This window comes from Ruminococcus flavefaciens (assembly GCF_900108555.1).
Classification (GTDB): Bacteria; Bacillota; Clostridia; order Oscillospirales; family Ruminococcaceae; genus Ruminococcus; species Ruminococcus flavefaciens_P.
Genome location: NZ_FNWV01000001.1, coordinates 290,151 through 303,492, shown reverse-complemented (window position 1 = coordinate 303,492; position 13,342 = coordinate 290,151). Strand labels below are relative to the sequence as shown.

Below are 13,342 nucleotides of genomic sequence, written 5' to 3'. Positions count from 1 at the left end.
TTTTTTATGGACGCATTGAGCGTCCTTTTTTTATGCATAAAGATATACGTCGGTGAATAAGATTAAGTAAAAGGAGATGATGAAATGCACGGGAGTACAAGCATTGAAACCGTAATGAATTATTTACCCGAAAAGATTAGAGAGAATATCAAAGCGATACCGTACGAGAAACTCGAAAATGTAATGGAGATAAGACTTCGGGCAGGCGGACCTGTATATCTTGTCTATGCGGACAAGATATGCTATTTAAGTCAGAGCGGAGAGCTATCGGAAATGATGACAGAAAATACATTTAATGTCAGCGGAGTTCAGATCCGTGAAGTTATCGACAGGCTTTGTCATTACTCAATGCACAGTTGTGTGAAGCAGCTGAGAGAAGGTTTTTTCGTAGTTGAAAACGGAGTGCGTGTGGGAGTTTCGGGTACATATTCAACAAATGAAACGCCTATACTTACTGATTTTGCATCGGTCAATTTCAGGATATCAAGGTGCATAAAAGGCTGTGCAGACGATGTTTTTTCCAAAACCTACGGAAAGAACGTTATCATATGCGGCGGAGTAAGCTCGGGTAAAACTACAGTGCTTCGTGAACTTTGCCGACTTACGGGAAGCTTTCGCAAGGTCACGCTGATAGACGAGCGTAATGAGATATCATGTCTTGCAGGCGGTGTACCGCAGAATGATATTGGCTGTCTGACCGATGTTATAAGCGGAAGTGCGCGCTCGGCAGGTATCATGGCTGCTATTAGAACTCTTTCGCCCGATGTGATCTTCTGCGATGAGATAGCCTCACAGAATGACGCAGAAGCAATACTTGACGGTATAGGCTGCGGAGTAAAGTTTGTTGTAACAGCTCATGGTGTGAATTACAGCGATCTTTGCAGGAGAAAGGAGATAAACTATCTGCTCGAAAAAGGCAAGTTTGATGCAGCGGTTTTCCTGACTGGTTCAAGCTCACCCGGAGAAGTCAGGGAGATAAGGAGGCTTAAAAATGTGGATTAAGCTAAGTGCAGGATTTCTTTTCATACTTGGCGGAATGTTCTGCGGATTTAGTATGGCAGACAGACTTAAAAAGGGAGTGGATTTTTGCAGGTCAGCAGAAAGGATACTGAACATATGCGAGTCGGAGATACGTTCAAAAAACAGTGATGTATACAGCATAGTCAGACGGCTGAAAAGTGAAAAACTAAAAATGGATATCTCCTTTGAAAGCTTACCCGAGTGCTACAGTTACGAGACTGATTTCCGCGAACAGTGGTCGGAGTCTTTTCTCAAACTAAGCTGTTTCGATAATGAGGAGCTCGATATCATGCTTTCCCTCGGCAGTATCCTCGGAACTACAGATGCGGAGGGGCAGCTTAGAGGCATAGACGATATCCGCACAAGGGTCGAGCAGCTGTATAAAAAGAGACAGGGAGAATACGACCGAAAAGGGAAGCTTTACAGGAGTGTTGGAGTGCTTTCGGGCGCAGCCATAGGGATAATGATAATATGAAAATTGATCTGATATTTAAAATAGCAGGCACAGGCATAATCGTAGCGGTGCTCAATCTTGTACTGAAACGAGCGGAGCGTGAGGAACAGGCAATGATGACGACTCTTGCAGGACTTATCGTAGTCCTTGTGGTCATCGTTGACGAGATAGGTGATCTTTTCGACAAAGTAAAGACGGTGTTCGGCTTATGGTAGACAATTGTTTTTCAGTTGGAGCATTTTGCGTTGTGGGAGCATTGATTGCTATGATCTTAAAACAATATTGCTCCGAACAGTCAATGTTGATATCAATAGTAGTCAGCGTGTTGGTGATTGCATTTTTTATGACATTTCTCGGTGAGACAATTGATGAGATCAGAAGTATATTTGAGACGGCAGGTATATCCGAGAGCTGTATATCAATAGTATTCAAGGTGCTTGCAATATGCTGTATAACACATATTTCAGCCGAACTCTGCCGTGACAGCGGCGAGGGTGCCATAGCGTCAGCGGCGGAGCTTTGCGGCAGGGCTGCAATAATAGTACTTAGTCTGCCGCTTATGAACAGCTTTGTCCAATTGATAGACAAGCTTATTAAGGTCTGACATGAAGAAGTTTTTAACAGCATTGCTTATAACTATATTGCTCATTGCTTTTTTTGTGCCTGTAGCAGCTCATGCAGAAGATACAGCTTCTTCACAGAACGAATTTTTATCACAGTTTGATGAGGTCTTGCAGGATAACGATATAAGCTACAGCACTGATGAACTGAGCGGCATATCCTTCAGCGGTCTTGTGGGCGAAATTACGAAAAGGACTGCCGAGATTTGCGGAGCACCGCTGCGGCTTCTTGGAACTATGCTTCTGATTATCGTCATAACATCTGTTTTAAAGAGCTTCGGCGGCAGTATTTTAGGAAATTCAGAAAAGATATACAGCTCAGTCTGTGTAATTACAGCTGTTACGGTTATAGCACCGCCTCTTTTTGAAGTCTTTACACAGACGATAGAGAGCGTAAGGCTCTGCGGTAGTTTTATTGCAGTGTACATACCTGTATTTTCGGGTATAACAGCCGCCTGCGGCAATATAGGCAGCGCAGGAGTATACGATATAATGCTCCTTGCAGGTTCAGAGTTTATAGTGCAGCTTGTAAGCGGTATGCTCATGCCGATACTGAGCGCAGTCACCATGCTTTCGGTAACAGGAGGCGCAGTTTCAAAAAACAATTTCGGCGGAGCAGTACAGCTAATGAAAAAGCTTATCACATGGGTGCTTACAGTTTCGATGACAATGTTTACAGGTTTTCTCACGCTGAAATGTACACTTGCAGCCAAGGCGGACGGAGCTGCTACAAAAACGGCGCGTTTCCTTATATCGGGGCTTGTGCCAGTAGTTGGCGGAGCAGTATCCGATGCATATGCTACAGTAAGGAGCAGCTTCGATATACTTCGCGGAACAGTTGGTACAGGGGGCTGCTTAGTGATAATACTTATGATACTTCCGCCTGTTCTGCATATTCTAATATACAGGGCAGTGATATGGACTGCTTCTGCGGCTGCGGATATGTTTGGTGAGGAGCACATGAGTGCGGTATTGAAGTCACTTGACAGCGGACTTGCCATAGCTCAGACAGTGCTTATCTGTTATGGAATGATGTTTGTTCTGTGTACAGCTATACTGATGCAGACTGCGGGGTGAGAACATGGAAGATATAACAACAGCTGTAAGAGCTGTCTGTGTTACAGCAGCAGGCATATGCATAATTAGTCATCTTACTGAGGGGACAAGGCTGCGTTCGCAGGCTGAATTTGTGTACAGGCTTGTATTTGCAATAGTTGTTGCAGGATTTATATTCGGCGGCATTAAACAGATTGAACTTCCCGACCTAAGCATATTTGACAGCAATGAGTTCAGCTTTTCAACAGAAGCATATGACAATGCCGTAGTTGAACAGACTGCTTCAAATATCTCGGATATACTTCTTTCACAGCTGAGTGCAGCAGGAATAACAGTTGATGACATTGTGACAGAGGTTAATATTTCAGAAGAAAGTGGCATATCTATTAATAGAGTCATTATCAGAACGGCTGATTTTGAAAAAGCAGCCGAAATAATATGCTGCAGTCTCGGACAAGAAACGGAGGTCGTAAATGGAAATAGCTGAAAAGCTCAGGGAACTTATAAAAGGCAGGAAATGGGCTGTATTTATGACCATATGCGGAATTGGCGGACTGCTGCTGATAATGATATCCTCGCTCCTGCCTGATGATGCTTCCAAAAAGAAAGATGTATCTGACAGATGCGTTGGTGCAGTTGATACTGAAAAATACTGCAATGATACAGAAAAACGGCTCGAAGTCTTTCTTTCGGAGATCGAAGGTGCAGGAGAAGTGAGGGTATATCTTACAGTAGGGAGTGATGAACGCTACGTTTATGCAACTGAGGGGCGGTACAGCCACGGTGATAATAAAACGGAGGAGGAAGAGAGATATGTTATAGTAGGAGGGGGGAGCGAGAAGAACGCGCTTGTGGAAACAGTCAGATCGCCCGAGATAACGGGAGCGGTAGTAGCTTGTGAGGGCGGAGGAGGTGCGCAGGTACGCGAAAGCATATATAAGGCAGTATCAGCAGCCCTTGATATACCAACATCGAGAATATACGTAACAAAACTCAGATAAAAGGAGAGAACGGTAATGAAAAAGCCATCACTTATTATAGGAAAAAAGCAGATCATAATGACCTGTCTTACACTCATGCTTGCAGTAGCGGTCTACATAAACTATACAGCATCGCCTGACATGATGAAAGAAGATAAAATGACAATGACAAAGCAGAGCGAGACCATAAATTATGGTCAGACCGAGTTTGTGAACGCCGCGGCTGAGGGGACAGCAGGTGACTATTTTGCACAGGCACGGCTTGACAAGATGAATGACCGTGACGAAGCAGTACAGACCTTGCAGTCCATAATCGGCGGAGGGGATATTACTGAGAATGAAATGGTAGTTAATGCACTTGATGCTGTTGAAGTATCGAAGCTCATAGAGAGCGAGGGGACTATAGAATCTCTCGTAAAAGCACAGGGATTTCAGGACTGTGTGGCATATCTTGACGGCGAGACAGCTAAGGTAGTGGTAAAGACCGAGGGACTTGACAAGGCACAGGCGGCTTCCATAAAGGAGATAATCCTCGGTGAAACGGAAGTTCCTGCTGAAAATATCAGGATATTTGAAGTTAAATAAGCGTAGTAAATCATAATACATTATAAAGTAAATTTTTCTCTGCGTATGTTGCTATTTCTTGAATTATATGTTATAATAGAATAGTGTAGGTGTAAACAAACTTTTGATTAAAATTTACACTTAAATATACGTAAACGGAGGTTCAGTATGGAAGTTGAAGAGATGAAGCCTGCGGCATCAAGCAGATTGAAAATATCCGAAGATGTAATAATAGCCATAGCTAAGCTTGCAGCTCTTGATGTAAACGGAGTTGCAAGTCTTGGCGGTGAAATTGGCAAAATGAGCAAGCTCAGAAGAAACGGACCTATTAAAATAAGTATGATGGGCGATGTAGCTGCCATTGACATGAAGATAGTTGTAAAGAGCGGCGAAAAAGCCTGCAATGTAGCTCAGGAAGTACAGACTGCTGTAAAGGAAAACGTGCAGAATATGACAGGAGTTCCTGTGGCAAGAGTAAACGTAACAGTAAGCGGAGTAGTATTTGAATGATACGCCGATACAGAGCAGATGACCTTGAGGAAGCTGCGGCAGTATTCACAGCAGCATTTGCTGCACCGCCGTGGAACGAGGCATGGTCTGATGAATTGTCACGTAAAAGGATAAATGAGCTTATGTCCGCACCTCAGTCCATAGGGTATGTATATGAGGATAAGGGCTGTATACAGGCGATATTATGCGGCAGAAAGCTTACTTATCTTCACGGACGTGAATACGTTATAGATGAATTCTGCGTATTGCCCCAGCTTCACAGAAGCGGCATAGGCACATCAGTCATAGGATATGCAAAGGACGAACTTGTAAAAGAGGGAGTCGTTGCAATGGCACTGATGACAACTAAGGGCTATCCCAGCGAGAAGTTTTACATAAAAAACGGATTTGAAGGAAACGAGGGAATGATATTCATGTACCGCGTTTTAGATGAAAAATAAGGAGTGTACAAATGACAAGGCGTGAAATAAGAGACAGCGCATTCAAGCTGGTATTTGAGCAGCTTCTGCGCGATGATAATATAAATGAGCTTTACGAGATAGCAGAGGAGATCGACGAGATAACTGTAAACGATGAAGTCAAGAAGATAGTTGAGGGCACTCTTGCTCACGCAGAAGAGCTTGACGGCATCATCTCAAAATACAGCAAATCAAGAAGCGTATCAAGAATATCAAAGCTCAATCTTGCTATCCTGCGCATAGCTATGTATGAGTCGCTGTATGACGACAATACTCCTATGAACGCAGCAATAAGCGAAGCAATAAAGCTTTCAATGATGTATACATATCAGGAGGATACAGCATTTATCAACGGAGTTCTCGGAGCATTCTCACGAGACGAGCAGAAGGAAGAAAAAGCAGATGCCTGAGTTTCTCGGAGTCGATACCAGTAATTATACCACCTCTGCGGCAGTATATGTCAGCGAGGAGAACAAGGTATATCAGTGTAAAAAGCTTCTTCCCGTAAAAGAGGGAGAGCTTGGACTCAGACAGAGCGATGCAGTTTTCCACCATACTAAACAGCTTCCCGATATGCTGGAGCAGCTTTTCGGCGAGAATGAGCTTGCAGCTCCTAAGGTTGTGACAGCTTCTGCCAGACCGCGAAATATCGAGGGTTCTTATATGCCCTGCTTTCTCTGCGGAGAGGGCTTTGCCCGTTCATATGCGGCAGCAGTGGGAGCAAAGCTTTTCACCACCTCGCATCAGATCGGACATATACTTGCTGCCCTGTATTCTGCGGACAGGCTCGACCTTGTGAATGAGCGTTTCATAGCCTTTCACGTAAGCGGCGGAACTACCGACTGCCTGCTCTGCGAGCCTGATGAAGAAACTGTGCTGAAAATAACCGAGATAGGCACATCTCTCGACCTTAAAGCAGGACAGGCTGTAGATCGTACAGGCGTAATGCTGGGAATTAAATTTCCCTGCGGAGCAGAGCTTGAAAAGCTTGCCATGAACGCAAACAAGCACTTCAAGGTAAAGGCTGTACTGAAAAACGGCAGCTGCTGTCTTTCGGGAGTTGAGAACAAGTGCGGCGATATGCTTGACAGCGGTGAAAGTCCCGAAAATATAGCGAAATACTGTCTTGACTTCATTGCCGAGACGATTATTGCCATGACAGCCCATGCTGTCAGCGAATACGGAGAGCTTCCCCTTGTATTTGCAGGCGGAGTAATGTCGGATGTTATTATCCGCGACAGGATAATTTCCCGATTTCCGACTGCAAGCTTTGCGCAGCCGCAGTTCTCATGCGACAACGCAGCAGGAGTGGCTATATATGGTTATCTGAAAACCACAGGAGAGAAATAAATGCCTGTAATCACAGTTACACAGATAAATAAATACATAGGCTCGATACTAAAAAACGACAGAAATATCCAAGGCGTAATGGTTCGCGGCGAGATAACCGATTACGTAAAGCATTACCGCAGCGGACACGTATACTTCACATTAAAGGACAGCGAAAGCTCACTTAAAGCAGTGATGTTTGCAAGTGCGGCATCGCGTCTCAGATTTGAGCCCGAGGACGGTATGTCGGTAATAGTTTCGGGAAGTATCGGAGTATATGAGCGTGACGGAGCTTATCAGCTCTACGTCAATGATATCATTCCCGAGGGCGCAGGAGCAGCAGGCGCAGCTCTTGAACAGCTGAAAAAGAAGCTTGCCAAAGAGGGAATATTCGATACAGCTCATAAGCGTCCCATGCCGCCTATGCCTAAGAAAATAGGTGCAGTTACCTCACTCAGCGGAGCAGCTGTGCGCGATATCATAAATGTATTATCGAGACGTTATCCCCTGTGTGAGATATATGCAGTCAATGCACTTGTACAGGGTGAAGGTGCGGCAGACTCGGTATGCAAGGGCATACTTCGCGCAGAAGCCGCAGGCTGTGATGTTATCATCGTAGGACGCGGCGGCGGTTCAAGCGATGACCTCAGTGCGTTCAATACCGAAAAAGTTGCATATGCGGTATACAACTGCAAAGTTCCTGTTATATCCGCAGTCGGTCACGAGACAGATTATACCATAGCCGACCTTGCAGCCGATCTTCGTGCGCCTACACCGTCGGCAGCAGCGGAGCTTGCAGCTCCAGATATGGCAAGTCTGTATGAAAAGATAGCCATACTTGAACGCAGGGCAGAAAGGTCTGTACTTGCGCAGCTTGACAAGGCAAGTGACAGATTTATCGCGCTTAACGCCCGTCTTTCGGCACAGTCTCCCGAAAACAGGCTAAAACTTACTGCCGAGAAGCTTGCAGGACTCGACAAAAGGCGTGAAGCAGCCTTTTCGAGATATTATGAACGCCTTGAGCATCAGCTCTCTGAGAGGATAGCGAAGCTTGACAGCCTGAGTCCACTCAAAGTGCTTTCACGAGGATATTCTCTTGTATATAAAGAGGACAAGCTCCTCAGCAGTTCCGAGGCTCTTGAAAAGGGCGACAAGATAAAGCTCACATTCGGCAGCGGCGGTGCTGAAGCCGAGATAACTGATAAATGGTGATAAAATGAAAGAAAAGCTTACATTTGAAGATAATATGACAAAGCTCGGAAAGATAGTGACCGAGCTTGAAAAAGGGGATATCCCGCTTGAAAAAGCTGTGGAATTATATGGCGAGGGCGTAAAGCTTTCAGCAGCCTGCCGCAAACAGCTCGATGAAGCACAGATAAAGATCACGGAGGACGACGGAACAGCTCCGTCAGAGAAATAATATGTCAGGATTTAAAGAAAAGCTAAGCGAATATATAAGCTTTACTGAGGAAAATCTCAGAAAATACAATACCCATTCGGAAACTATGACCGCTCAGAAAAATCTCATAGATGCAATGAATTATTCCCTTGAAGCAGGCGGAAAGCGTATCCGTCCCGTGCTGGTATATTCATTCTGCAACGCGTTGGGCGGCGACTACACAAAGGCAGCCGCACCTGCTGCTGCAATAGAGATGATACACACATTCTCGCTTATACATGACGATCTTCCTGCAATGGACAATGATGATTTCCGCCGCGGAAAGCCTTCATGTCACAAGGCATTCGGCGAAGCAATGGCTATACTTGCAGGCGATGCACTTTCGGTTCAGCCTTTTGAGATAATTGCCAACGATGACAGCCTTACCGCTGAGCAGAAAGTAAAGATCATCTCATGTCTTGCCAAGGCAGTTGGCAGAGAGGGAATGATAGGCGGACAGGTCATAGATATGGAAAATGAGGAGCGCAGTGATGTTGACGAAGCAAATCTGCGCAATATGTACCGCCACAAGACAGGACAGCTCATTGCAGTATCATGCATAATGGGCTGTATATGTGCAGGAGCAGATGAAGCAAAGATACAGGCAGCCGCAGACTACGGCTTTAAGCTTGGACTTGCTTTTCAGATAATAGATGATATCCTTGATGTTACAAGCACAACTGAGGAGCTTGGAAAGCCTGTAGGCAGTGATGCCGAGGAAAACAAGACCACATTTGTAACACTTTATGGAGTTGAAAAGGCTCAGGAGATAGCCAACAGCATTACAGAAGAGGCACTTGGCTGTCTTGAAGTATTCGGTAAGGACGCATTCCTCACAGAGCTGACGGAAATGCTTCTGAAGAGAAAGAACTAATTAAAAGGAGCTGCGGAGATATCCGCATTTCGTAAAAATGAAGGATAACATAAATATAAATGAAAAGGTCACACTGGAGGAGCTTGATCTCCCCAAAGATCTGAAAAAGCTTTCGCTTAACCAGTGCGCAGGCTTATGCAAGGAGATAAGGAATATCCTTATTTCCACAGTATCCGCTACTGGCGGACATCTTGCGTCAAATCTGGGAGCGGTAGAGCTCACTATGGCGATACACCGCAATTTCAATTCGCCTGAGGACAAGATAGTATGGGACGTAGGTCATCAGGCATATACACATAAAATACTTACAGGCAGACTTGACAGCTTTTCAACGCTCAGGCAGGAGGGCGGTATATCAGGCTTCCCCAAGCCTGAGGAATCTCCACATGATACGTTCATAAGCGGTCACAGCAGTACATCTGTGTCTGTTGCCTGCGGAATTGCCGAAGCAATGGAGCTGCAAGGCAAGGATAACTATGCTGTGGCAGTTATCGGTGACGGAGCTATGACAGGCGGAATGTTCTATGAAGCTATGAACAACTGCGGAAGAGGTCTGCAAAGAAATCTCATAGTCATACTCAATGACAATAATATGTCCATATCAAAGAGCGTAGGTTCACTTTCAAAGTACCTTACCTCTCTGAGAAATACCGAGAAGTATCTTTCCACTAAGCGAGCAGTAGAGCGCGGCCTCGGAATGATACCCCTTGTGGGAAACAGCGTTGCCAAAGGCATCAAGAACGTCAAGGACTCCGTAAAGTCAAATATCCTTGAGCAGAGCACAATGTTCGAGGACATGGGCTTCATCTATCTCGGACCTGTAAACGGTCATAACTTGTCGGAGCTTGAAGAAGTTATGCATATGGCTAAGTCATATCACGAGCCTGTGTTTATCCATGTCAAGACTGTAAAGGGCAAGGGCTATGCGCCTGCCGAGCAAAATCCCGGAGAATATCACGGTATCTCAAAATTTGACATAGCAACAGGAAATCCCGAGGTTTCGGCAGCAGACAGCTATTCAACAGTATTCGGCAAGGAGCTTGTGCGTCTTGCGGAAAAAGATGAAAAGATATGTGCTATAACAGCTGCTATGAAATACGGAACAGGCTTGCAGTTCTTCCATTTCAAATATCCCGAGAGATTTTTTGACGTTGGTATAGCCGAGCAGCACGCAGTAACATTTGCAGGCGGACTTGCTTCAATGGGTATGCTGCCTGTATTTGCTGTATATTCAACATTTTTGCAGCGTGCCTACGATCAGCTTGTCCATGATATCGCCATTGGCGGACTGCATATCGTGCTTGGCATTGACCGTGCAGGCATAGTCGGCGAGGACGGCGAGACACATCAGGGACTTCTTGATGTGCCTATGCTCACAACTATCCCAAATACGGTAATATATTCGCCCTCATGCTATTCCGAGATGAAGATGTGCATGAAAAAGGCGTTATACAGCGAAACAGGACTTGCAGCGGTAAGATATCCGCGAGGTTCTGAGGAGATGTCATTCAGTAAATACCACCTTACTACCGAGCATCTCTATATACGTGAAGAAAACAGCGATATACTCATAATAACCTACGGCAGACTTTACAATGAAGCATACAAGGCACAGCAGCTGCTCAAAAGCGACGGCATAAACTGCGATATACTGAAGCTTACGAAAATATATCCTCTTGAGAGCGACTTAGGCGAAGAGATAAGCAGATATCATACTATCGTGTTTTTTGAGGAGTCTATGGGCGAGGGAAGTATTTCCGAAAAGATAGGAGATGTACTTGCCGAGCTTGGCTATCGCGGAGATTACAGCCGAGTAACGGCTAACGGCTTTGTAAAGCAGGCTTCTGTAATGTCATGTCTTGAAAAGCTTGGACTTACAAGTGAAAAAATGGCGGAGTATATCCGCGGCAGGAGAAAATAAATGGCAAGACTTGACGCTGAGCTTGTAACCAGAGGACTATCAAGGAGCCGCGAACGTGCAAAGGAAATGATACGTTCGGGAAGTGTTACGGTAAACGGTAAAAAAGCAGGCAAGCCCTCTGACGAGGTCACTGAGGCTGATGTGATAGAATGTTCCGAAACAGAGGCATATGTAGGCAGAGGTGCGTTAAAGCTGGAAAAGGCTGTAGCCGAATTTGGTATAGACCTGAATGGCAAGGTCTGTCTTGACATAGGAGCCTCCACAGGCGGCTTCACCGACTTTATGCTGCAAAACGGTGCAGCTAAGGTATATGCAGTAGACGTAGGACACGGACAGCTTGCAGAAACACTTGTAAACGATCCCCGTGTGGTGAATATGGAAGGAACTGATATACGCGAGGTCTTTGCGGAGGATATAGGCGGACAGGCAGACTTCATATCTGTAGATGTATCCTTTATCTCCCTTACAAAGATAATACCAAAGGTATATGAGCTCCTCAAAGACGGAGAATGTGCAGCAGTCCTCATTAAGCCGCAGTTTGAAGCAGGACGCAGCGATATAGGCAAGCGCGGCATCGTCAAGGACAGGAAGGTTCATATCCGTGTACTTTCCGAGATCGACAGCTTTGCCGTGTCGGTAGGATTTATCGCGGAGAAATATACGTATTCACCCGTCCGCGGAGGAAGCGGAAATATAGAATATCTTGTCCTGCTGAGAAAGTCGGCGGGAGAGCAGAAAAAACATGATTTCAAGGAGCTTACCGATAGCTCCTTCAATAAAATATAAGGAGTGCGTTTATGAAGGCAGCGTTGTACCCTAATTTTCAGAAGCCCAATGCGCTCAGCTGTGCACGTGAGGTATGCGATGTGCTTGACAGATGCGGTATAGAGGTATCTGTCAGCGAGTTATTCAGAAACGACTTTTCTGATAAGCCCTTTGTTAAATTTGAAGATATCAGAGAAGCTGCAAAGACAGCAGATTATGTTCTTGCCATAGGCGGCGATGGAACGATACTGCGCTGTGCTAAGCTTCTCATCGGAAGTGATACAAAGCTTCTGGGCATAAATACAGGAACTCTCGGTTTTATGGCAGGACTTGAAGCCGACCAGCTGGACAAGCTCAGTCTGCTTACAACGGGAGAGTATGAGCTCTCACCGCGAATGACGCTTGATGTGGTATACCACAGTGCTGACGGTGATAAAACAGCAACAGTCCTCAATGAGGTATCCGCAAGGTCTGGAAGCTTCAGGATATGTGAATTCGAGGTCTATTCCGAAAGCTATCTTGTTGGAAGATACCGTGCTGACGGAGTACTTTTCAGCACTCCCTCAGGCTCTACGGCATATGCCCTTTCGGCAGGCGGACCTGTAATAGAGCCGGACCTTGAATGTATCGAAATGACACTCATCTGTCCTCATTCGCTTTTTTCACGTGCGACAATGTTCTCGCCCCAGAGAAAGCTTATTATGAAGGACGTTACTGTGCGTGATGACAGCATGGTCATCAATGTTGACGGTGAGCTGTTTGTAAGTCTCCGAAACGGCGACAGTATAGAGATATGCCGTGGAAAGAACAATATAAACTTTATAAATCTCATAGGAAATTCGTTCCATGAGTCACTTTGCAAAAAAATGTGCAAACCTATAAAGTAAGGAAAACGGTGGTATTATGAAGAACCGCAGACATGAAGCAATACTTGAGATAATAAATGAGCAGCCCGTAGCAACACAGGAGCTTCTTATACAGCTTCTTGCACAGCGAGGTATAAAGACTACACAGGCAACACTGTCAAGAGATATCCAGCAGCTGTCACTTGTAAAGCAGAGGGACGAGCACGGAGTATACCGTTATTCCGTACCTGCGGCAGCTGTTGCTGAAAGGTCATTGTTTGAAGAAGCCGTGATATCAGTGGATTACGCAATGAATACAATAGTACTGAAATGCCGTGCAGGTATGGCTCAGGGAACTTGTGCAGCTATAGACTCCGTAGAGCATCAGGGCGTAGTTGGCACTATTGCAGGTGACGATACCATATTTATACTTGTAAGAAGCGAAGCAGATGCGAAAAAGCTTTCCAAAAAGTTCCGCAGCGAGCTTTTCCCGAGGAGGTAAGCTCTG

19 protein-coding genes are annotated in these 13,342 nt (G+C 45.4%); all 19 read left to right on the top strand.

The window, feature by feature from the left end:
• Positions 1 to 84: 84 nt before the first annotated feature.
• A complete protein-coding gene (locus BLW60_RS01305; RefSeq protein ID WP_074714104.1) occupies positions 85 to 1,002 on the top strand; it encodes a hypothetical protein in 918 nt (305 codons plus the stop codon).
• The gene (locus tag BLW60_RS01300) at positions 992 to 1,495 is read left to right on the top strand and encodes a stage III sporulation protein AB (RefSeq protein WP_074714103.1); all 504 of its coding nucleotides are present in this window, start codon (positions 992 to 994) and stop codon (positions 1,493 to 1,495) included. The genes BLW60_RS01305 and BLW60_RS01300 overlap by 11 nt, the downstream gene beginning before the upstream one ends.
• On the top strand, positions 1,492 to 1,689 hold the full coding sequence (gene spoIIIAC / locus BLW60_RS01295; RefSeq protein ID WP_028516401.1) for a stage III sporulation protein AC: 198 nt from the start codon (positions 1,492 to 1,494) through the stop codon (positions 1,687 to 1,689). Before BLW60_RS01300 ends, spoIIIAC begins: the two co-directional genes overlap by 4 nt.
• Positions 1,683 to 2,078, top strand: a complete 396-nt coding sequence (locus BLW60_RS01290; protein ID WP_074714102.1) for a stage III sporulation AC/AD family protein — start codon at positions 1,683 to 1,685, stop codon at positions 2,076 to 2,078. The genes spoIIIAC and BLW60_RS01290 overlap by 7 nt, the downstream gene beginning before the upstream one ends.
• 1 nt (position 2,079) lies before the next feature.
• The gene (locus BLW60_RS01285) at positions 2,080 to 3,171 is read left to right on the top strand and encodes a stage III sporulation protein AE (RefSeq protein WP_074714101.1); all 1,092 of its coding nucleotides are present in this window, start codon (positions 2,080 to 2,082) and stop codon (positions 3,169 to 3,171) included.
• A gap of 4 nt (positions 3,172 to 3,175) precedes the next feature.
• A complete protein-coding gene (locus BLW60_RS01280) occupies positions 3,176 to 3,637 on the top strand; it encodes a hypothetical protein (RefSeq protein WP_074714100.1) in 462 nt (153 codons plus the stop codon).
• Positions 3,624 to 4,151 (top strand): hypothetical protein, encoded by a 528-nt coding sequence (locus BLW60_RS01275; RefSeq protein WP_074714099.1) that lies wholly within the window; start codon positions 3,624 to 3,626, stop codon positions 4,149 to 4,151. The genes BLW60_RS01280 and BLW60_RS01275 overlap by 14 nt, the downstream gene beginning before the upstream one ends.
• A 15-nt stretch (positions 4,152 to 4,166) precedes the next feature.
• On the top strand, positions 4,167 to 4,715 hold the full coding sequence (locus BLW60_RS01270) for a SpoIIIAH-like family protein (protein ID WP_074714098.1): 549 nt from the start codon (positions 4,167 to 4,169) through the stop codon (positions 4,713 to 4,715).
• A 147-nt stretch (positions 4,716 to 4,862) separates the two neighbouring features.
• Positions 4,863 to 5,204: an Asp23/Gls24 family envelope stress response protein gene (locus tag BLW60_RS01265; protein ID WP_074714097.1), complete on the top strand. Its 342-nt coding sequence runs from the start codon at positions 4,863 to 4,865 to the stop codon at positions 5,202 to 5,204.
• A complete protein-coding gene (locus BLW60_RS01260) occupies positions 5,201 to 5,644 on the top strand; it encodes a GNAT family N-acetyltransferase (RefSeq protein WP_074714096.1) in 444 nt (147 codons plus the stop codon). Before BLW60_RS01265 ends, BLW60_RS01260 begins: the two co-directional genes overlap by 4 nt.
• Before the next feature lie 11 nt (positions 5,645 to 5,655).
• Positions 5,656 to 6,072: a transcription antitermination factor NusB gene (gene nusB / locus BLW60_RS01255; protein ID WP_074714095.1), complete on the top strand. Its 417-nt coding sequence runs from the start codon at positions 5,656 to 5,658 to the stop codon at positions 6,070 to 6,072.
• Positions 6,065 to 7,012, top strand: coding sequence for a tRNA (adenosine(37)-N6)-threonylcarbamoyltransferase complex transferase subunit TsaD (locus tag BLW60_RS01250; RefSeq protein WP_074714094.1), 948 nt, complete (start codon positions 6,065 to 6,067; stop codon positions 7,010 to 7,012). The genes nusB and BLW60_RS01250 overlap by 8 nt, the downstream gene beginning before the upstream one ends.
• Positions 7,013 to 8,203 (top strand): exodeoxyribonuclease VII large subunit, encoded by a 1,191-nt coding sequence (gene xseA / locus BLW60_RS01245; protein ID WP_074714093.1) that lies wholly within the window; start codon positions 7,013 to 7,015, stop codon positions 8,201 to 8,203.
• A 4-nt stretch (positions 8,204 to 8,207) separates the two neighbouring features.
• Positions 8,208 to 8,411, top strand: coding sequence for an exodeoxyribonuclease VII small subunit (xseB, locus tag BLW60_RS01240; RefSeq protein WP_074714092.1), 204 nt, complete (start codon positions 8,208 to 8,210; stop codon positions 8,409 to 8,411).
• 1 nt (position 8,412) lies between these two features.
• A complete protein-coding gene (locus BLW60_RS01235; RefSeq protein ID WP_074714091.1) occupies positions 8,413 to 9,303 on the top strand; it encodes a polyprenyl synthetase family protein in 891 nt (296 codons plus the stop codon).
• A 37-nt stretch (positions 9,304 to 9,340) separates the two neighbouring features.
• A complete protein-coding gene (gene dxs / locus BLW60_RS01230; protein WP_074714090.1) occupies positions 9,341 to 11,224 on the top strand; it encodes a 1-deoxy-D-xylulose-5-phosphate synthase in 1,884 nt (627 codons plus the stop codon).
• On the top strand, positions 11,225 to 12,010 hold the full coding sequence (locus BLW60_RS01225) for a TlyA family RNA methyltransferase (protein WP_074714089.1): 786 nt from the start codon (positions 11,225 to 11,227) through the stop codon (positions 12,008 to 12,010).
• Positions 12,011 to 12,021: 11 nt separating this feature from the next.
• Positions 12,022 to 12,876 (top strand): NAD(+)/NADH kinase, encoded by an 855-nt coding sequence (locus BLW60_RS01220; RefSeq protein ID WP_074714088.1) that lies wholly within the window; start codon positions 12,022 to 12,024, stop codon positions 12,874 to 12,876.
• A gap of 16 nt (positions 12,877 to 12,892) precedes the next feature.
• Positions 12,893 to 13,336 carry an arginine repressor gene (gene argR, locus BLW60_RS01215; protein WP_074714087.1) on the top strand — a complete coding sequence of 148 codons (444 nt, stop codon included), beginning with the start codon at positions 12,893 to 12,895 and terminating at the stop codon, positions 13,334 to 13,336.
• Positions 13,337 to 13,342 lie beyond the last annotated feature (6 nt).